The sequence below is a fragment of the Streptomyces sp. NPDC018263 genome, assembly GCF_055562575.1.
The window spans coordinates 495,797-515,436 of the sequence record NZ_JBVHFA010000007.1 but is presented as its reverse complement, the minus strand read 5'-3'; the positions used below and the strand labels follow the sequence as shown (position 1 = coordinate 515,436).

Annotated in this window: 16 protein-coding genes; 1 reads left to right on the top strand and 15 read right to left on the bottom strand. The window is 72.1% G+C overall.

All coding sequences use genetic code 11. From position 1 onward, the window contains the following. Positions 1 to 860: 860 nt before the first annotated feature. Positions 861 to 1,310, top strand: coding sequence for a spore-associated protein (locus ACZ3HQ_RS22855; protein ID WP_467513532.1), 450 nt, complete (start codon positions 861 to 863; stop codon positions 1,308 to 1,310). A gap of 89 nt (positions 1,311 to 1,399) precedes the next feature. On the opposite strand, the gene ACZ3HQ_RS22850 is transcribed toward ACZ3HQ_RS22855, so the two are convergent. The 15 genes from ACZ3HQ_RS22850 to ACZ3HQ_RS22780 form a co-directional block, all read right to left on the bottom strand. Continuing rightward, a complete protein-coding gene (locus ACZ3HQ_RS22850) occupies positions 1,400 to 2,437 on the bottom strand; it encodes a sugar phosphate isomerase/epimerase family protein (RefSeq protein WP_467513530.1) in 1,038 nt (345 codons plus the stop codon). Positions 2,438 to 2,525: 88 nt separating this feature from the next. Further along, positions 2,526 to 3,926: a nucleotide pyrophosphatase/phosphodiesterase family protein gene (locus ACZ3HQ_RS22845; RefSeq protein WP_467513528.1), complete on the bottom strand. Its 1,401-nt coding sequence runs from the start codon at positions 3,924 to 3,926 to the stop codon at positions 2,526 to 2,528. Next, on the bottom strand, positions 3,923 to 5,092 hold the full coding sequence (eboE, locus tag ACZ3HQ_RS22840; protein WP_467513526.1) for a metabolite traffic protein EboE: 1,170 nt from the start codon (positions 5,090 to 5,092) through the stop codon (positions 3,923 to 3,925). The genes ACZ3HQ_RS22845 and eboE overlap by 4 nt, the downstream gene beginning before the upstream one ends. Before the next feature lie 3 nt (positions 5,093 to 5,095). Continuing rightward, complete coding sequence (locus ACZ3HQ_RS22835) at positions 5,096 to 5,971, bottom strand: TatD family hydrolase (protein WP_467513524.1); 876 nt, start codon at positions 5,969 to 5,971, stop codon at positions 5,096 to 5,098. Continuing rightward, positions 5,971 to 6,627, bottom strand: a complete 657-nt coding sequence (locus tag ACZ3HQ_RS22830; protein ID WP_467513522.1) for an EboA domain-containing protein — start codon at positions 6,625 to 6,627, stop codon at positions 5,971 to 5,973. The genes ACZ3HQ_RS22835 and ACZ3HQ_RS22830 overlap by 1 nt, the downstream gene beginning before the upstream one ends. An 80-nt stretch (positions 6,628 to 6,707) precedes the next feature. Next, the gene (locus ACZ3HQ_RS22825) at positions 6,708 to 7,664 is read right to left on the bottom strand and encodes a sugar phosphate isomerase/epimerase family protein (RefSeq protein WP_467513520.1); all 957 of its coding nucleotides are present in this window, start codon (positions 7,662 to 7,664) and stop codon (positions 6,708 to 6,710) included. Further along, complete coding sequence (locus ACZ3HQ_RS22820) at positions 7,661 to 8,581, bottom strand: SCO3242 family prenyltransferase (protein ID WP_467513518.1); 921 nt, start codon at positions 8,579 to 8,581, stop codon at positions 7,661 to 7,663. Before ACZ3HQ_RS22820 ends, ACZ3HQ_RS22825 begins: the two co-directional genes overlap by 4 nt. After that, positions 8,578 to 9,696, bottom strand: a complete 1,119-nt coding sequence (locus ACZ3HQ_RS22815; RefSeq protein ID WP_467513516.1) for an inositol-3-phosphate synthase — start codon at positions 9,694 to 9,696, stop codon at positions 8,578 to 8,580. The genes ACZ3HQ_RS22820 and ACZ3HQ_RS22815 overlap by 4 nt, the downstream gene beginning before the upstream one ends. A 79-nt stretch (positions 9,697 to 9,775) precedes the next feature. Next, a complete protein-coding gene (locus ACZ3HQ_RS22810) occupies positions 9,776 to 11,104 on the bottom strand; it encodes a ThuA domain-containing protein (RefSeq protein ID WP_467513514.1) in 1,329 nt (442 codons plus the stop codon). Positions 11,105 to 11,118: 14 nt separating this feature from the next. Further along, positions 11,119 to 13,599: a PQQ-dependent sugar dehydrogenase gene (locus tag ACZ3HQ_RS22805; RefSeq protein ID WP_467513513.1), complete on the bottom strand. Its 2,481-nt coding sequence runs from the start codon at positions 13,597 to 13,599 to the stop codon at positions 11,119 to 11,121. A gap of 97 nt (positions 13,600 to 13,696) precedes the next feature. Beyond that, positions 13,697 to 14,695, bottom strand: coding sequence for a sugar phosphate isomerase/epimerase family protein (locus ACZ3HQ_RS22800; RefSeq protein ID WP_467513511.1), 999 nt, complete (start codon positions 14,693 to 14,695; stop codon positions 13,697 to 13,699). 19 nt (positions 14,696 to 14,714) lie between these two features. Next, positions 14,715 to 15,905, bottom strand: coding sequence for a Gfo/Idh/MocA family protein (locus ACZ3HQ_RS22795; RefSeq protein ID WP_467513509.1), 1,191 nt, complete (start codon positions 15,903 to 15,905; stop codon positions 14,715 to 14,717). Between the two features lie 61 nt (positions 15,906 to 15,966). Next, on the bottom strand, positions 15,967 to 17,019 hold the full coding sequence (locus tag ACZ3HQ_RS22790) for a substrate-binding domain-containing protein (protein ID WP_467513507.1): 1,053 nt from the start codon (positions 17,017 to 17,019) through the stop codon (positions 15,967 to 15,969). A 17-nt stretch (positions 17,020 to 17,036) separates the two neighbouring features. After that, complete coding sequence (locus tag ACZ3HQ_RS22785; protein ID WP_467513505.1) at positions 17,037 to 18,056, bottom strand: ABC transporter permease; 1,020 nt, start codon at positions 18,054 to 18,056, stop codon at positions 17,037 to 17,039. Next, positions 18,053 to 19,570: a sugar ABC transporter ATP-binding protein gene (locus tag ACZ3HQ_RS22780; protein ID WP_467513503.1), complete on the bottom strand. Its 1,518-nt coding sequence runs from the start codon at positions 19,568 to 19,570 to the stop codon at positions 18,053 to 18,055. Before ACZ3HQ_RS22780 ends, ACZ3HQ_RS22785 begins: the two co-directional genes overlap by 4 nt. Between the last annotated feature and the right edge of the window lie 70 nt (positions 19,571 to 19,640).

Genomic DNA, 19,640 nt, shown 5'->3' with positions numbered 1-19,640 from the left:
CCACCACCCGGACACCCACCACCCTCCCCACCCACCCCCACCCACAGAACCCCCCACCCACCAGCCAAACCGGCCCTGACCTACACAGGCCAACAACCCACAACACAGACACAGAGACCCGAGTGACAAGCGCGCAGAGAGACGCTCACAACTGGCCATCCCCGAAAGGCCAAAGAGACTTCAACGCCCTACTCCTGGCTCCGGCACAGCAGCGGCCGCCCCACCTCGCACCACCGACGGCGCCGACACTCCGCTCCGAGCGTTACAGCGAAGGAACGACCCCAACTTGCTGACGGCCTGAGCCAGATTCGCGCACGACAGCGCGACCCACAGCCCCAGCCAGCCGGTGGCGTCGGCGACCGGAATCGACAGCGCGGCCAGGATTCCGAACCACAACGCGGTGGACGCCAGACTCGGCCCGGTGCGTTTGAGTCCGCCGAGGCCGAACCCTGACACTGCCTGCACGGCGTCGGTGACCACCACAGCCAGGACCAGAGGCAACGCCCGATCACCTGGCTCTCCAGCGCCGATGCCCTGGAGAACGGCCCATCACCCGCTCCTCCCCACGGCTTCCGCCCAGCCCCGGGAGGACAACACCGCCCCGCTCAAGCACTGCGGGGACACGGAGGAGCCCAACTCGACCGTCGAGGTCAGTAATCCGAACGCGCGCAAGGGGCTCTTCGCCGTAAATGTCAATGCGTGTCCGGTAGCCGCGCAGGAGGGTCGCCCACCGCGAAGTGCAGCGGCGGGCCGTCGCCGCCAACTGACAGATTTCTCCGAAAGACCGGTACAACCATCCGTATGCGTCGCCAGTCAGACCAGTCAGGAGCAACAAGCTCCTACAGCCACAAGGGGGAAATATGCGATTCAACCGTACTGCCCTCACTGTCGGTGCTCTGGCCGCGCTCGCGCTCGGGGCCAGTACCGCGATGGCCGCGCCGGCGTCCGCCGCGCCCAACACCACGCCGCAGAAGGTCTGCGGGAGCAGCTACCGCACCGTCAACTCCGCCGCGGTCGGCTCGCTCGGGACCGTCTACCTGACCTACAACCCGACCAACGGCAAGAACTGTGTGACCACGATCCGCAACAGCCCCGGCACCGCGGTCGACATGTCGGCCTGGCTCTACGTCGCCGACACCGGCCAGGGTGACGACGACTACGGCAGCTTCACCTCGTACGCCGGTCCGACCTACGTCTACGGCAAGGGGCACTGCGTCGACTGGGGCGGCCAGATCAAGAACGTGTACGTGCAGATCTCCGGCTCCAACTGCGCGTCCCTGAAGGAGAAGCGGGTCACCTACACCCGCTGATTCCCGGCAACACGACGCAACGCACGCTGAGGACTCGCTCCGGCGGAGGCTCCGGCCTCCCGCCGGAGCGAGTCCTCATGTGGTGACCGTCAGCACTTCTCGCGCAGGGAGTGCAGGTACGCGCTCGAGCGGCGGGCGAAGCTCAGGGAGTCCGGCGGGCTGTCGTGCTCCGTCTGCCAGTGGTGGGCCAGGCGTTGGCCGCGCAGGTGGGTGACGGTGGAGATGAAGCGCTGGTAGTTGATGTCGCCGTCGCCGACGTCCGTCATGCGGTAGCCGAACTCGTTCGAGGGGTCGCTCACGCCGTCCTTGACGTGGAAGAGCGGGTAGCGGTGAGGGTGGGCGAGAACGTAGTCCAGCGGGTCGAAAGGGGCGGGGGTGCCGTCAGGGCGCTTGGAGAAGCGGAACTGGCCCGCGTAGGCCCAGTAGATGTCCATCTCCAGGTGGACGAGGTCGGGGTCGGTCTCCGCCAGGAGGACGTCGTAGAGGCGCACTTTGGGGTCGTCGGCGGCGAAGGCGAACTCGTCCGAGTGGTTGTGCTGGTAGAACTTCATGCCGCGAGCCCTGGCCGCCGCGCCGTAGGTGTTGAACTCCTCCGCGGCGCGCTTCCAGGCGTCGACGGTCGAGCCGTAGCGGAACGGGCCGGAGGCGGTGCCGATGTGTTTCAGGCCGAGGGCCTGGGCGTCGTCGAGGACCTGTTCGAGGTTCTGGGCGAAGGTGTAGGCGTTCGGGTCGTCGGAGTAGTAGCCGACGTGGCTGCCGATGGGCGTCAGACCGTGGTCGCGCGCCAGGCGCCTGAGGCGCGTCAGGGTGATGGGGCCGGCCGAGCCCTGGGTGTAGCCGGCGAACTCGATCTCGTCGTACCCGTACTTCTCCAGTTCGGCGAAGACCGGGGCGAAGCCGAGGGTGCCGACCTTGTCGCGCAGGCTGTAGAGCTGGATGCCGAGGCGGCCGGGGGACAGGACGGGGCGGCCCCGGCCGGTGGCGGACGCGGGTGCGGTGGTCGCGGCCGAGGCGGGGGCCGCCGCGCCGAGCAGGGCGGCGGCCGTGGCGCCCGCGGCGACGCCCAGCATGCCCCTTCTGGTCAGGCGGTGGGTGAGTTCGGGGTCATTGCGCGAAATACGGCTCATGCGGGAACTCCGGGGTGTGGGAGGGCGTTGTCAGTGGTGAGTGCTTCACTGGGAACCAGGCACACGAGACAGGTGTCATGACGGCTCGTCAGGTGAGGCCGGCGAGTCGGAGCAGGAGTGATTTCACATCGGTGGCCGCGAGGCGGTCGCCGACGGCACGGGGGGTGGAGCAGATGAGGAGCGGACCGTCGTCGTCGCTCACGGGAAGGCGCCCGTGGCTGCCCCGAATAGGTGACGGGTCCAGGGGCACGACCGCCATGCGGTAACGCATGCCGAGCTTCTTGCGGGCCAGCGCGGCCGCCGCCTTGACCTTGACGTAGGGGTCGAGGGGGTCCATGAAGAGTTCGACCGGGTCGTAGCCGGGTTTGCGGTGGATCTCCACGAGCCGTGCGAAGTCGGGGGCGCGGGCGTCGTCGAGCCAGTAGTAGTACGTGAACCAGGCGTCCGGTTCCGCCACGGCGACGAGTTCGCCCGAGCGCGGGTGGTCGAGGTGGTGGACCTTCTTGCCCTCGTCGTCCAGGAGTTGGGCGATGCCGGGCAGGTCGGTGAGAGCGGCGCGGGTGGCGTCGAGGTCTTCGGGGCGGCGTACGTAGACGTGGGCGATCTGGTGGTCGGCGACCGCGAAGGCCCGTGAGGCCATCGGGTCCAGGTACTCCATGCCGTCCTGCTCGTGCACCTCCAGCAGGCCGGCGCGGCGCAGGGCGCGGTTGATGTCCACGGGCCGGTCCACGCGCGTGATGCCGTACTCGGACAGGACGACGACGGTACGGCCCTCAGCGCGGGCGTCGGCCAGGAGGGGGGCTGCCGCGGCGTCCAGGTCGGCGGCCGCCCGGAGGGAGCGCGGGTCGTCGGGGCCGTAGCGCTGGAGGTCGTAGTCGAGGTGGGGGAGGTAGCAGAGGGTCAGGTCGGGGCGGCGGGTGCGCTGGATGTGGCGGGTGGCGTCGATGATCCAGCGGCTGGAGGCGAGGCCGGCTCCGGGACCCCAGAACTGGAAGAGGGGGAACGTGCCGAACTTGGCGGTCAGTTCGTCGTGCAGGTCGGGAGGGCGGGTGTAGCAGTCGGGTTCCTTGCGGCCGTCGGCGTAGTAGACGGGACGGGGGGTGACGGTGAAGTCGGTGTCGGCGCCCATGGCGTACCACCAGCAGATGTTGGCCACGGTGTAGCCGGGGTGGGCGCGGCGGGCGGCGTCCCAGAGTTTGTCGCCGGCGACGAGGCCGTTGTGCTGGCGCCACAGCAGGACGTCGCCCAGTTCGCGGAAGTACCAGCCGTTGCCGACGATGCCGTGCTCGGCGGGCGGGGTGCCGGTCAGGAACGTGGACTGGGCGGCGCAGGTGACAGCGGGCAGGGCCGTGCCGAGGAGGGCGTGGGAGCCCTGGTCCGCGAGGGCCCGCAGGTTGGGCATGTGAGCGAGGAGACGGGGGGTGAGGCCGACGACGTCCAGGACGAGCAGCGGGGTGGGGCGGGGCGCGTTCGCCGGGTGGTCGGTCACGGCAGCTCCTTCAGGCCGAGGTCGGTGAGGAGGTCTCGGGCGAGGGAGAGTTCGGCGGCAATGCCGTCGGTGAGCTGGGCGCGGGTGCGGGGCCGTAGTTCGGCGGGGAGGGCGTGCCAGGTGTAGGTCTCGACCTCCAGGTGGCGGGTGAGGGGGTGCGGGCCGCCGACGAGCCGGGTCAGGGCGGTGGCGAGGACGGGGAGGGTGGAGGTGAGGGGTGCGGCGGGGGCCGCGTGCAGGGGGACGTGGACGTGGGTGCGCCACGGGGCGGAGTCGGGCAGGGCGCCGTTTTTGAGGGCGTCGCCCAGGTCGTCGGTGCCGTGCCGGCCCGTGGCGGTGAGGGTGCGGGTCTGGTGCAGGAAGCGGGGCTCGTCGAACGCGGTGAGGGCTTCGCGGACGTCCGGGCGGTCGGGTTGCTCGGCGTGGAGTGCGGCGGAGAGCTGGGATTTGACGATGGGGACGCCGGCTTGGGCGAGGGCGTCCAGGGCGGTGCCGGGGTCTTCGAAGGAGGTGGCGAGGTGACAGGTGTCCACGCAGATGCCGATGCGCGGGTGGGCGATGTCGGTGAGAGGGGTGAGGGCGTCGGCGGTGGTCTCGATGACGCAGCCGGGTTCGGGTTCGAGGCCGATGCGGAGGGAGCGGCCGGTGAGTTCCGCGAGGGCGTCGAGGCGGTCGCCGAGGGTGCGCAGGGCGGTCAGGGCCGTCTCCGTGCGGGCCGGTGTGGCGGCGGTGCGCCAGGCGAGCGGCAGGGTGGAGATGCTGCCCTCGACGATGTCGTCGGGGAGGAGACCGGCGAGGATGCGGGCGAGGGCCGTGCTGTGGCGCAGGCGTTCGGGATCGGCCCAGTCGGGTTTGTAGACGCGGTACTTGACCTGCTGGGAGCCGAATCCTTCGTACGGGAAGCCGTTGAGGGTGACGACCTCCAGGCCGCGCCGGTCGAGTTCGGCGCGGAGGGCGGCCAGCGCGCAGGGGTCGTTCTCCAGGGCGCGGGCGGCGTCCTTGGCGAGCCAGAGTCCGATGCCGAGGCGGTCGCGGCCCAGGCGGCGCCGGATGGGCTCGCAGTGGTCGCGGAGCTGGGCGACGACGGCGTCGAGGGTCTCGGCGGGGTGGACGTTGGTGCAGTAGGCGAGGTGGACGAGGGAGCCGTCGGGGTGGCGGAAGCGCACGGGTCACTCCTGTCCGGCGGGGGCGGTTTCCTTGGGGGCGCCGCGCAGGATGGTGTTGCCCTCGTGGGTGGCGTCGGTCGCGGCGACGTCCAGGACCAGCCGTCCGCTGAGGCCGTAGAAGGCGACGGGGTTGCGCCACAGGACGCGGTCGACGTCGTCCTCGGTGAAGCCCTCGGCCAGCATCAGGTCGGCCACCTTGCGGGTCTTCAGGGGGTCGCTCCTCCCCCAGTCGGCGGCGGAGTTGACCAGGACCTGGTCGGGGCCATAGGCGCGGAGGACGGCGACCATGCGTTCCTCGTCCATCTTGGTGTCGGGATAGACGGAGAAGCCGAGCCAGCAGCCGCTGTCCTTGGCCTCCTTGACGGTGGTCTCGTTGAGGTGGTCGAGCAGGACGCGTTCCGGGGCGAGGGCGGACTCCCGGACGGCGTCCAGGGTGCGGCGCAGGCCGGTGGCCTTGTCCCGGTGGGGGGTGTGGACGACGGCGGGCAGGCCGTGGTCGGCGGCGAGCTGGAGCTGGGCGGCGAGCGCGGTGTCCTCGGCCCGGGTCATCGAGTCGTAGCCGATCTCGCCCACGGCGACGACCCGGTCCTTGACGAGATAGCGGGGCAGCTCTTCCAGGACGGGGGTGCAGCGGGGGTCGTTGGCTTCCTTCGGGTTGAGGGCGATCGTGCAGTGGTGGGCGATGCCGTACTGGGCGGCGCGGAAGGGTTCCCAGCCCAGGAGGGAGTCGAAGTAGTCCAGGAAGGAGGCGGTGGAGGTGCGGGGCTGGCCGAGCCAGAAGGCGGGCTCGACCACGGCGCGGACGCCCGCCGCACGCATGGCCTCGTAGTCGTCGGTGGTGCGTGAGGTCATGTGGATGTGGGGGTCGAAGAGGCGCATCAGGACTCCTTGCCGTGGGGGGCGCCGCCCTCGTGGGCGGGGCGCGGCGGGGCTGCCTCGGGGTCGGTCAGGGCCAGGACGTGGTGCAGGTCCTCGGGGACGGGGCGGCCCGCGGCGGTGCGTTCGGCGGCGAAGTCGGCCAGCATGCGGGCGAGTTCGGCGTCGCCGTGGGCCCGGGCGGCGAGCTGGGCGACACCGGCCACCGGTACGCCGGCGAACAGACACTTCAGGATCGCGTGCCGCCAGAGGTGGGCGCTCAGATGGCGGGCGGCGTAGGGGCCGAGGGCGGCGGTGAGGAGGCGGGTGTCGTTGGTGCGGAGGGCGTCCTCGGTGAGAGGGAGGGCTTCGGGGCCCGGTACGAGGTGGGGCAGGGCATGGAGGACGGCTCGGCGCTCGTCGGCGGTGCCTCGGTGGTAGAGGCGGATGAGGTCGGCGGGGGTGGGGTGGGCGGCCTGGAGGATGAGGACGCGGGCGGTGTCGGCGTGAGGGGTGCCGCAGCGGCGGGCGGCTTCGGCCAGGCGCAACTCCGTGGTGGGGGTGATGCCTTGGCCGGCTTCGGTCAGGGCTTGGTCCAGCCAGTCTTGGGCGGGGGGTGTGAGGTGGGGGTGTAGGTCGTTCGGGAGAAGAACCGGGGTGCTGGGGGTGAGGTGGGTCATGAGGTGGTCCCTTCCGTGGGGGCGGAGGGGTCGGTGGAGGTGGTCGGGGTGCCGACGGGGGTTGCTGGGTGGTGCGGCTGTCACGGGGACGGGGGGCCGGCGAGGAGCGCCGCCGTGGGTGCCGACGGCACCTGGCCGCTCGCGGGCGCGGAGGAGTGCGGGCCTGCGGCCGCCTTGAGGAAGGGCAGGGAGGTCTCGGCGTGGTGGGGGCCCGCGTGGGAGTGGCGGGGTAGTTCGACCACGGTGAGGGCGTCGTAGCCGGTGGCGGCCAGGGCCGACAGGACGGCGGGGAAGTCGATCTCGCCGTCTCCGAGGGGCAGGTGTTCGTGCTGGCCGCGGCGCATGTCCTCGATCTGGACGTGGCGCAGCCAGGGGGCGGCGGCGCGGACGCAGTCGGCGGGTGGGAGGGGTTCGAGGCACTGGCAGTGGCCGATGTCGAGGGTGAGGCCGAGGTGGGTGGGGTCGCCGAGGGCGTGGCGCAGGTGGTGGAAGTCGGCGAGGGTGGCGAGGAGGTGGCCGGGTTCGGGCTCGACGGCCAGGAGGATGCCGGCGGCGGTGGCGGCTTCCAGGACGGGGGTGAGCGCCTCGGCCAGTCGGGGCCACGCCGTCTCCTCGTCCGTGCCGGGCGGGAGGGTGCCGCTGAAGCAGTGCACGGCGTGGGCGCCCAGGTCGGCGGCCACCCGCACGGCCCGGATCAGCAGGCCGGCGCGGCGGGAGCGGTCGGCGGGGTCGGGGTCGAGGAGGGAGGGACCGTGTTTGCGGCGGGGGTCGAGGACGTAGCGGGCGCCGGTCTCCACGGTGACCTCCAGGCCGAGCGCGGCCAGGCGGCGGCCGACCTGTCGGGTGCGGGCGGCGAGGTCCGGGGCGAGGGGGTCGAGGTGCATGTGGTCGAGGGTGAGGCCGACGCCGTCGTAGCCGAGGTCGGCGAGGAGGGCGAGGGCGTCGTCCAGGCGGAGGTCGGCCAGGCCGTTGGTGCCGTAGCCGAAGCGGAGGGGGGCGGGGCCGTGCTGCTCGGCTGTCCGGGTCGGGGGAGTCATGTCACGCTCACCTTCTTGGCGAACCGGGCGGCCAGGGGGGCCAGGGCCGCGGTGATCAGGGCGCTGACCGGGGCGCCGGCGCGGGCGGAGAGCGCGGCTTGGAGCGGGATGGTGGCGCGGATGCCACCGCCGACGGCTCTCTGGGTGAGCGGGGGTGAAGGGTTCAGGGTGGCGTGGAAGTACGGGCGGGCGGCGGTTGCGGCGTAGGCGAGGCTGAGGGCTGTACGGAGGGCGGCTGGTCCGCGTCCGGTAGCCGTCAACGGCTTTTCATCTGACGGGACTTGGGCCGGGCTGGACCCGTGGCTCAGGCCAAGTGCCAGCGCACCTGTAGCGGCGAGTGCCGTCAGAGCCGTGAGGGGGGAGCCGCCCTGGGTCTCGTGGCGGGAGACCGTGGTGAGGGCCAGGGTGTGGGTGCCGAGGAGGGCGGCGGAAGGCAGTGCCGGTCGGACGCGGCCGGACACGGTGGCGGCGCCGAGCAGGAGGTCCAGGGCGCGGGCCGTCGCCATCGCGGCGGGGCCCGCCTGGGTGCGTTTGAGACCGAGGTCGTAGGCCCACACCGTCGCCGCGAGGGGCACGGCCACCGCGAGCGCCGGGCGGCCGGCCCGTGCGGCGAGTGCCAGGCCGCCGGCGGTCAGGGCGCACGCCGCGGTGAGGGCGGCGGCGGGACGGATGCGGCCGGAGGGCAATGGGCGGTGGGGGCGTTCGGCGGCGTCCTCGGTCCGGTCGGCCCAGTCGTTGAGGGCCATGCCCGCCTCGTACAGGCAGAGGGAGGAAGAGATGGCCCACAGGGTGCGGGGGCCGGGGCGGCCGGGAACGGTCGCCGCCCCGGCCAGGACGTCACCGGGCACGGTGAACAAGGCCGGCAGGCGCAGGAGTTCGGCCCAGGCGGAGGCACCGCGACGCCCGTCCCCCGTCACCGCGAATCCCCCACCCGCAGCCGAGCCGCGAGGTCGCCCAGCGCGGCGTACTGCTCCCCCAGCCCTGCGGCCCCCTCTCCCACCGGGTCCTTGAAGTAGAAGCCCAGCTCACTCACCGCCCCCGACATCCCCGCTTCCCGGGCCCGGAGCATCAGCCGGGCCAGGTCCAGTACCAGCGGTGCGGCGAGGGCCGAGTCACAGCCCTGCCAGATGGTCTGGAGGACCATGCGGGTGCCGAGGAAGCCGTCGAAGGCGATGTGGTCCCAGGCGGTCTTCCAGTCGCCGAGGGCAGGGACGTCGTCGATGTGGACCTCGCCCTGGACCGGGGTGCCGAGGGTGTCGGTGAGGACGCGTTCCTTGCCCGCGTTCTTGGCGGCGGCCGCGGCCGGGTCGGCCAGGGCCGCGCCGTCTCCGCCGCCGAGCAGGTTGGTGCCGGACCAGGCGCGGACCGTGAGGGCGCGCTGGGCGAACATCGGGCCGAGTACCGAGCGCAGGAGGGTCTGGCCGGTCTTGCCGTCCCGGCCCGCGTACGGGAGCCCGCTCGAGGCCAACGGAGCGGCCAGGGACGGGTGGTGGAGGCCGGTCGAGGGGGTGAAGTTGACGTAGGGGCAGCCGGCGCGGAGGGCGGCGGCCGCGTACAGGGAGCTGGGCGGGAGGGTGTCGCCGTCGGCGGCGGGTTCGGTGGAGGCCACGTTGACGACGACCGTTCCGGCCGGGGCGCGGCGGGCGGTGAAGTCGCGGATGTCGGCCGCGAACGCCTCGATCAGCGCGTCCTCGTCGCGGTCGTCGTGGCGGAGCGGGCCGCCGGGGACGATCTCGCTGTCTGCGGCGGTGAGTTCGGCGGCCACCGCGGCGGGGAGTCCGTGCGGGAGGACGCCGCCCGCGGCGAGTTCCTCGGCTCGTTTCGGCAGCGGGCAGTCCAGCGTGTCGTGGCCGCCGAAGACCAGGGAGGACAGGCCCGGCAGGCCGCAGTCGGCGAAGAGGGCCGTCTCCGTGAGCAGGCCGGTGGGTGGATGCAGGCCGGCCGACATCGCCGCGCAGCCCGCGACCACGGTGGTCGCCACCGAGCCTCGGGCGCCGATGAGCCACACGCCGGCGGGACGGGACGTAGACATGGTCGGCCTCCTTGTGGACGTGCTGATCAGGGACGGGAGACGGCGGGCGGGGCTACGGCGCGCCCCGCCCGTCGCCGTTTCAGCGCCCCCGCACCGGCAGTTCCTTGATCCGGACGTCGCGGAACGACACCTGGTCGTCGGCACCGTGGTTCTGGATGCCGACGTGGCCGTCCCGCAGGCTGCGGGCGGGGTCGGTGTTGGTGAAGTCGTTCACCGGGACCCCGTTGAGCCAGATCCGCAGACGCTCGCCCTCGACGCGGATCTCGTAGGTGTTCCACTCCCCCGGCGGGTTCAGCGCGCGGTCCCGTGCCGCCAGGTCGGCGGACTGGAAGCCGTACACCGAACCGGTGGTCTTCTCGGGTACGTCGGTGGCGTCGATCTGGACCTCGTAGCCGTTGTCCACGGCGGACCAGGGGTCGTCCGAGGGCGGGAAGCCCACGAACACGCCCGAGTTGCCGTCTCCGGTGATCTTCCAGTCGAGCTTGAGGGAGTACGAGGAGAAGCCGGAGCCCGCGTACCAGAGCAGGCCCATGCCGCCGGAGGAGGTGAGCGTGCCGTCGGCGGACAGGGTGAAGGAGCCTGGTCCCGCCTGGCGCCAGCCCTCCAGCGAGGTGCCGTCGAACAGGCGGCGGTAGCCGTTCTCCGGGCGGCAGTCGGACTGGGCGGCGCCGGTGGCCCAGCGGAGGCCGCCGAGCAGGTGGGCGCGGAAGGCGGGGTCGGCGTAGGACTCGCGGGTGTGCCCGCCGCCGGTGTAGAAGGCGCGGCCGCCCTGGTAGCTCTGGCACCAGGCGATCGGGTGGTCGCCGCTCATGGTGCCGCCGGTGTACGAGGACTCGTCCAGCGAGGCCAGGACGTGGGCGTTCTCGCGGGGGTTGGAGCGGTAGTTGTACCACTCGTCGGTGCGTTCCCACCGGGCGGGCAGGGCGGCGGTGGAGGGATGGGCGTGGTCCTCGACCACGACCGTGGCGGGCTGGATCGCGGGGTGCGAGTCGAACCAGGCTCCGGCGAGGCCGCCGTAGAACGGCCAGTCGTACTCGGTGTCGGCGGCCGCGTGGACGCCGACGTATCCGCCGCCCTGGCGGATGTAGCCCTCGAAGGCGCGTTGCTGGGCGGGGTTGAGGACGTCGCCGGTGGTGGAGAGGAAGACGACGGCGTCGTAGCGGCGCAGATTGCGGGTGGTGAAGGCGGTCGCGTCCTCGGTGGCGTCGACCGTGAGTCCGTCCGTCGCGCCGAGCTGCCGCACGGCCGCCACGCCGTCCGGGATGGAGTCGTGGCGGAAGCCGGCGGTCTTGGAGAAGACCAGGACGCGTCCGGTGTCGGTGGGCTGCGCGGCGGCCGGGCCGGTGACGCAGCCGAGCAGCAGCGCGGCTCCCAGGGCGGTGGTGGTGAGCAGGCGTGGTGTGCGCATGGGGTGCCCTCCGCTCAGCCGGTGGTGAAGGTGAAGTCGTCCACGTCGAAGAGGGCGCCGGTGCCGCCCTTGAAGACCAGGAAGAGCGTGGTCGTGGCCTTCGGCGCGCGGGACAGGTCGGCGCTCACGTCCTGGAAGGTCTCCCAGCCGCCGGTCACCGGCACGGTGGCCTTGCCGAGCAGGGTGCCCTTGGCCGATCCGGCACGGACCTCCAGGGTGCCGCCGGTGCCGCCGGAGGAGACGCGTGCGCTGATCTTCCTGGCGTTGCCCAGCGCGTAGGGGGTGAAGGAGATCCAGTCGCCGGAGTGGATGTCGCCGACGGTCTTGCCGCCGTGCGCGGTGTCCTTGGACTGGAGGGTGACGCCCGAGGAGTCGGTGTAGTGCTCGGCCTGACGGTGGCGGGGCTGGGCGACGTTCTGGTCGTGGGAGGTGAGCGGGGCCTGGCCGCCGCCTCCGGTGTCGGTGTACTCGGCGTCGAACACGCCGAAGATGTCCTCGTTCTCGTCGTGGCCGCCGTCGGCGCTGGTCTGGATGGTGCCGGAGCAGCCCTCGGCGGAGGTCAGCGGGTGGCCGTGGGTGTCGTGGCCGAGGATGAAGTGGACGGTGACCTGGGAGCAGTCGATGTTCTGCCCGTCCTCGGGGTCGGTCACCCTCACCGTGAAGGGAACGGCGTCACCGAAGCTGAACAACTGCCCGTCCTGTGGGAGTTGGAGCGTCACGGTGGGTGCGGTGTTGCCGACGACGACACGTACGGCGGCGCTGCCGGTGCGGCCGGAGGGGTCCTTGGCCGTCAGGGTGGCGGTGTAGGTGCCGTTCTGCCGGTAGGTGTGGGTGGGGTTGGCGGCGGTGGAACTGGTGCCGTCGCCGAAGTCCCAGTGGTGGGTGAGGGTGTCGCCGTCCTGGTCGGTGGTGCCGGCCGAGGAGAAGCGGACCTTCAGCGCGGCCTGCCCGGAGGTCTTGTCGGCGCCCGCCTTGGCGACGGGCGAGTGTCCGCCGGTGGCGTTCTCGATGCGGTACAGCGCGGAGTTGTCGTCGCCGCCGAACCAGGCCGTGCCGTAGTCCAGGACGTACAGGGCGCCGTCGGGGCCGAAGGCCATGTCCATCACCTGGGTGCCGGTCCAGGGGAAGGCGTTGATCGACTGCACGGCGCCGTCCGCGCCGGTTGCGATGCGCTTGATCCAGCGGCGGCCGAACTCACCGGCGAAGAAGTCGCCGTCGTACGCCTCGGGGAACTTCACGGGCGAGTCGAGGGCGGGGTCGTAATGGTAGACGGGGCCGCCCATCGGGGACTCGGAGCCGTCGCCGAACTCCGGTACGGACGCGCCGTCGTAGGGAATCCAGGCGGCTTGTGCCGGAGGCAGGTCGGTCAGGCCGGTGTTGTGCGGGGAGTCGTTCTTCGGGGCGGCGCAGTCGAAGGCTGCGCCGGAGGTCCTGGTGGCGAAGTCGTAGTCCGCGTAGGCGTCGTTCCTGCCGGTGCAGTACGGCCAGCCGAAGTTGCCGGCCCCGGTGACGCGGGCGAACTCGACCTGGCCGCCGGGGCCTCGCGCGGGGTCGGCGGCACCGGCGTCGGGGCCGTAGTCGCCGACGTAGAGGACGCCGGTCTCCTTGTCCACGCTGAAGCGGAAGGGGTTGCGGAAGCCCATGGCGTAGATCTCGGGGCGGGTCTTCGCGGTGCCGGGGGCGAAGAGGTTGCCGTCGGGGACGGTGTAGGAGCCGTCGGCGGCGACCTTGATGCGCAGGATCTTGCCGCGCAGGTCGTTGGTGTTGCCCGCGGTGCGCTGGGCGTCGAAGGCCGGGTTGCGGTCGGCGCGTTCGTCGATGGGGGTGAAGCCGTCGGACTGGAAGGGGTTGGAGTCGTCGCCGGTCGACAGGTAGAGGTTGCCGTCCTTGTCGAAGTCGATGTCGCCGCCGACGTGGCAGCAGATGCCGCGCGAGGTCGGCACCTCCAGGATCTTCTTCTCGCTGGCGGTGTCCAGGGTGCCGTCGGTCCTCAGGACGAAGCGGGAGAGCCGGTTGACGCCGTCGAAGGGTGCGAAGTCGGCCGCGGTGCCCGTCTCGGGGGCGTCGCCGGGCGGCGTGTCCATCGGGGGCGCGTAGTAGAGGTAGACGAACCGGTTGTCGGTGAAGTGCGGGTCGACGCCGACGCCCTGGAGGCCCTCCTCGTCGTGGGAGTACACGGCGAGCTTGCCCGCGGTGCGGGTGGTGCCGGCGGCGTCGGTGAGGCGGAGTTCGCCGCTGCGGGAGGTGTGCAGGACGGAGCGGTCGGGCAGGACGGCGAGACTCATGGGCTCGCCGACCTCCGCCTCGCCCCGGGCGAGGGTGACCTGCTGGAAGTCCTCGGCGGCGGCGCCGCTCCGGTCGGCGGCGGCCGCGCCGGGCGCGGTGAGGGCGGGGGTGGCGCCGATCAGGAGCGCACCGCAGGCGAGGGCCAGGGCGGTGCGCAGGCGTGGCCGGCGGCTTGGGGTGCCGGTGGGGCGGCGGTCTTTCCCGTGCACGGATGCCTCCACAAGAAGCGGGTTGTACGGGCGGGTGGGGGTGCGCCGGGATGCGCCGTCATCCCGGCGGGGATGGGTCAGGGGCCGGTGGGGAGAGTCAGTGGCCGAACGCCGCGTCGAACGAGGCGGACGGCGGGTCGAAGTCGTACGCCTTGAGGCGGGCCAGGGCTTCGGGGGCGCCCTGGAGCCGGTCCATGCCGGCGTCCTCCCACTCGACGGAGACGGGACCCTGGTAGCCGATGGAGGCCAGCATCCGGAACACGTCCTCCCAGGGGACGTCGCCGTGCCCGGCCGAGACGAAGTCCCAGCCCCGGCGCGGGTCGCCCCAGGGGAGGTGGGAGCCGAGCCGGCCGTTGCGGCCGTCGAGGCGCTTGCGGGCCTCCTTGCAGTCCACGTGGTAGATCCGGTCCCGGAAGTCCCAGAGGAAGCCGACGGGATCGAGGTCCTGCCACACGAAGTGGGAGGGGTCGAAGTTGAGGCCGAAGGCGGGCCGGTGTCCGACCGCCTCCAGGGCCCGCTGCGTCGTCCAGTAGTCGTAGGCGATCTCGCTGGGGTGGACCTCGTGCGCGAACCGCACACCCTCGGCGTCGAAGACGTCCAGGATGGGGTTCCAGCGCTCGGCGAAGTCGTCGTAGCCCCGCTCGATCATCGTCTCGGGGGCGGGCGGGAACATGGCGACGAGATGCCAGATGGCGGAGCCGGTGAAGCCGACGACGGTGTCCACGCCGAAGGCGGCGGCCGCCCGTGCGGTGTCCGCGATCTCGGCCGCCGCCCGCCGCCGTACGCCCTCGGCGTCGTCGTCGCCCCAGATCCGGGCGGGCAGGATCGCCCGGTGGCGTTCGTCGATGATGGCGTCGCAGACGGCCTGGCCGACCAGATGGTTGGAGATCGCCCAGCACTTCAGGCCGTACTTGTCGAGGAGCTGATGGCGCGAGGCGAGATACGACGGGTCCGCCAGCGCCTTGTCGACCTCGAAGTGGTCGCCCCAGCAGGCGAGTTCGAGTCCGTCGTAGCCGAAGTCACGGGCGAGGCGGCAGACCTCCTCCAGCGGCAGGTCGGCCCACTGGCCGGTGAACAGGGTGAACGTACGCGGCATGGCCGGACCTCCTCGGACGTCAGAACGTGATCGGGGTGTAGACGGAGTTCTTCGCCGCGCTCTCCTCCACGGCTGCGAGCACCCGCTGGACTTCGAGGCCGTCGGCGAACGACGGGACAGGTTTGCGGCCCTCCGCGATGGCGTGCACGAGGTCGCGGGCCTGGTGGACGAAGGTGTGTTCGTAGCCGAGGCCGTGGCCCGGCGGCCACCAGGCGTCCAGGTAGGGGTGGTCGGGCTCGGTCACCAGGATGCGGCGGAAGCCCGCGTGCGCGCCGGGCTCGGTGCCGTCGTGGAAGGACAGCTCGTTGAGCCGCTCCAAGTCGAAGGCGAGCGAGCCCCGTTCACCGTTCAGCTCGATCCGCAGGGCGTTCTTGCGTCCGGTGGCGTACCGCGTCGCCTCGAAGGAGGCCAGCGCGCCGGAGGCGAACCGGCCCGTGAACACGGCGGCGTCGTCCACCGTGACCGGCCCCGACCCGCCCTCCGGCAACGGCCGTTGGCGTACGAAGGTCTCCGTGAGCGCGGACACCCCGGCGAGCTTCTCCCCCGCCAGGTACTGGGCGACGTCGATGACATGGGCCCCCAGGTCCCCGAGCGCCCCTGACCCGGCCGCCTCCTTGCGCAGCCGCCAGGTCAGCGGGAACTCCGGGTCCACCAGCCAGTCCTGGAGGTAGCTCACCCGGACGTGGCGGAGAGTGCCGAGCCGTCCCTCGGTGATCATCCGCCGGGCCAGGGCGATGGCGGGAACCCGGCGGTAGTTGAAGCCGACCATGGCCAACTGGCCGCGTGCGTACGCCGTTTCCGCCGCCTCCGCCATGGCCTCCGCCTCCACGACGGTGTTGGCCAGCGGCTTCTCGCACAGCACGTGCTTGCCGGCCGCGAGCGCGGCGAGGGCGATCTCGGCGTGACTGTCGCCGGGGGTGCAGATGTCGACCAGGTCGACGTCGTCGCGGGCGATCAGCGCACGCCAGTCGGTCTCGGTGGCCGCCCAGCCATGGCGTTCGGCGGCGGCGCGGACGGCGTCGGCATCCCGGCCGCACAGCACGGACAGGACCGGTTCGCGGGGCAGGTCGAAGACGCGGCCCGCCGTACGCCAGCCCTGGGAGTGGGCGGCGCCCATGAAGGCGTAGCCGACCATCCCGATGCGCAACGGCGGCTTGCCCTGCGGACCGGGCCGGGTGCCGTCCCCTGCTGAACTCTGCGGCTCTGCCATGCGGTGGGTCCTCTCCTCGTCCTCGTACGCGGTGGCGCCGTGCGGGTGGGGCGGGGGCCGGTCACCGGAAGCCGGTGGGCATGTACCGGTCGACGTTGTCCTTGTCGACGACGGCGGAGTAGAGCGTGACGGAGGCCGGGATCTCGTACTCGGCCATGCCGCCGACGCCCTTGCCCTGGCCGAGGGCGCGGGCGAGGTCGATGGCGGAGGCGGACATGGTGGGCGGGTAGAGGACGGTCGCCTTCAGTACGCCATCGTCGCGCTTGATGGCCTGGAACGCGGAGAGCGCGCCGGCGCCGCCGACCATGAGGAAGCCGTCCCGGCCCGCCTGCTCCACGGCGCGCAGCGCGCCCACGCCCTGGTCGTCGTCGTGGTTCCACAGGGCGTCGAACTTGCGCTGGGCCTGGAGGAGTTGGGCCATCTTGGCCTGGCCGGACTCCACGGTGAAGTCGGCCGCCTGGCGGGCCACCTTGCGGATGTTGGGGTAGTTCTTCAGGGCGTCGTCGAAGCCCTTGGTGCGCTGCCTGGTCAGCTCCAGGTTGTCCAGCCCGGCCAGCTCCACGACCCGGGCGTCCGGGGTGTCCTTGAGCTTCTCGCCGATGTAGTGCCCGGCGTTGAGGCCCATGCCGTAGTTGTCGCCGCCGATCCAGCAGCGGTACGCCTGGGGGGTGTTGAAGACGCGGTCGAGGTTGACGACCGGGATGCCGGCCCGCATGGCCTTGAGGCCGACCTGGGTGAGGGCCTTGCCGTCCGCGGGCAGCACGACCAGGACGTCGACCTTCTTGTTGATGAGGGTCTCGATCTGCCCGATCTGCGCGGCGGTGTCGTTGGAGCCCTCGGCGATCTCCAGGGTGACGTCGGAGTAGGTGCGGGCGCGCCGTTCGGCGTTGTCGTTGATGGCGTTGAGCCAGCCGTGATCGGCCTGCGGGCCCGCGAAGCCGATGGTGACGTGCTTGCCGGGCTTGTCGTCGGCGGGCCGGTCCTCGGCGGCGGTCTTCTCGTCCTTCGGCTCGTTGCTCGTGCACCCGGCGAGGAAGGCCCCGGCGCCGACGGCGGCGGTGCCGAAGAGCAGTCCTCTGCGGCTGGTCAGGGATGTCGGTGCGGTCGGTCGCATGGCGGTGAACCCTTTCCTCAGGTCGTGCTCGCGGTACGGCGCTGGACCAGCACGGCGGCGACGATGATCGCGCCCTTGGCGATCTGCTGGACGTCGCTCTGCAGGTTGTTCAGGGCGAAGATGTCGGTGATCGTGGTGAAGATCAGCACGCCCAGCACGGAGCCGGTGATGGTGCCCCGGCCGCCGCTGAGCAGGGTGCCGCCGATGATGGCGGCGGCGATGGCGTCGAGTTCGTAGAGGTTGCCGTTGGTGTTCTGGCCCGATCCGGCCAGGATGATCAGCAGGAAGGCGGCGATGCCGCAGCACAGTCCGGAGAGCAGGTAGAGGTAGAGGCGCTGGCGGCGTACGTCGATGCCGGCCAGGCGGGCCGCCTCCGCGTTGCCGCCGACGGCGACGGTGCGGCGGCCGAAGGTGGTGCGGTTCAGCACGAGCCAGCCGATGACGGTGACGACGGCGAAGACCAGGACCAGCGGCGGGATGCCGAGCACGTAGGCGTCGCGCTCGCCGAGGCCCAAGACGGAGTCGACGGTGACGATCTGGGTGCGTCCGTCGGTGATCTGGAGGGCGAGTCCGCGGGCCGAGGCGAGCATGGCCAGCGTGGCGATGAAGGGGACCATGCCGCCGTAGGCGACGAGGAGGCCGTTGACCAGGCCGCAGCCCACGCCGACGGCGACCGCCGTGAAGAGGATGCCCGCGAACCCGTACTCCTGGGTCGCCACCGTGGTCGCCCACACCGAGGCCAGGGCGACGATGGCGCCGACGGACAGGTCGATGCCGCCGGAGGTGATGACGAAGGTCATGCCGACGGTGACGACACCGATCACGGACGCCTGGGTGAGGACGAGTTGGAGGTTGCGGGTGTCGAGGAACTCGTCCGGCTTGGTGAGCCCGCCGATCACGATCAGGGCGGCGAGGACGCCGAGCAGGGAGAGGGTGCGGACGTCGGCGCGGGCCGCGAGCGTGCGCCAGGCTTGGGGCCGCGCGGTCGCGGGTGCCTTGCCGCTGTCGTACCGGGGCGGGGAGACGGGCTGCGTCATGACGCCGGGCTTCCTTCCATGACGAGGTCGAGCACGCGGTGCTCGTCCAGTTCGCGGGCGGGTGCCTCGTGCACGACACGGCCCTCCCGGAGCACCAGGACGCGGTCGGCGAGGCCGAGCACCTCGGGCACCTCGCTGGAGACCAGCAGTACGGCGAGGCCCTCGTCGGCGAGCCTGCGGACCACGGCGTACAGCTCGGCGCGGGCGCCGACGTCGACACCGCGGGTGGGCTCGTCCAGCAGCAGCACCCGGCAGCCGCGCAACAGCCAGCGGGCGAGGACGGCCTTCTGCTGGTTGCCGCCGGAGAGGGTGCGGACGGGGACGGCCGGGTTGTCCGGGCGCAGCGACAGCTCGCGGGTGGCGGCACGCGCGGCGGCCAGCTCGGCACGCCGGTCGATCCAGCCACCGCGCGAGAACCGGGAGAGGGTGGACACCGAGACGTTGCGGGTGACGGACTCCAGCATGAGCAGGGCCTGCGCCTTGCGTTCCTCGGGGGCCAGCCCGATCCCGGCGCGCACGGCGGCCCGTACGCTGCCGGTCCGGATCGGCCGGCCGCCGACCAGGACGTCCCCCGCGTCGGGCCTGCGGGCGCCGTAGACCGTCTCCAGGATCTCGGAGCGGCCGGAGCCGACGAGCCCGGCGATGCCGACGATCTCACCCGGCCGCACCACGAGGTCGAGCGGGTCGAACTCACCGCCCCGGGTGAGCCCCCGCACCTCCAACGCCGGTTCCTGGGGCGGGGGTTCGGCCGGGCGCGGCGGGAAGACGTACTCGACGTCGCGGCCCGTCATCAGCGTGACGACCTCGCGGGTCGGGGTGGTCTTCGCTGGCAGTCCCCGGGCCACCGCGCGGCCGTCCTTGAGGACGGTCACGCGGTCGCCGATGCGGCGGATCTCGTCCAGCCGGTGGGAGATGTAGACGACGGCGACGCCCTCGGCGGTGAGTGAGGTGACCACGCGGAAGAGGTTGTCGACCTCGTCGGGGTCGAGCGCGGCGGACGGCTCGTCCATCACGATGAGCCGTACGTCGTGGGACAACGCCCGTGCCATGGAGACGATCTGCTGCTGTGCTGCGGACAACTCCCCCACCAGGTGCCCCGGTTCGATCTCGGAGTGCCCGAGTCGGCGCAGCAGCGCGGCCGTCGAGGCGCGTGCGGTCCGGCGGCGTACGACGAATCCCGCCCTGGTGGGCTCGTGGCCCAGGTGGATGTTCTCGGCCACCGACACGTGCTCCACCAGGTCGAGTTCCTGGTAGATGGTGGCGATGCCGAGGCGCATCGCGGCCATGGGCGAGCGGAGGACGACGGGTTCGCCGCGCCAGTGGATGGTGCCGGTGTCGGGCTGGTGGGCGCCCGCGAGAACCTTGATGAGGGTGGACTTGCCCGCGCCGTTCTGGCCGAGCAGGCAGTGCACCTCGCCCTCCTGCACGTCGAGGTCGACACCGTCGAGTGCCCGGACGCCGGGGAACGCCTTGGTGATGCCGGTCATGCTGAGCAGGGATGGTTCTGGTGCCATGTGGATTCCCCTCGGCGGGCGTGCGGGCCTGTTTCAGGGCGGTACGCCGGTCGGGTCGGACGGACCGGGG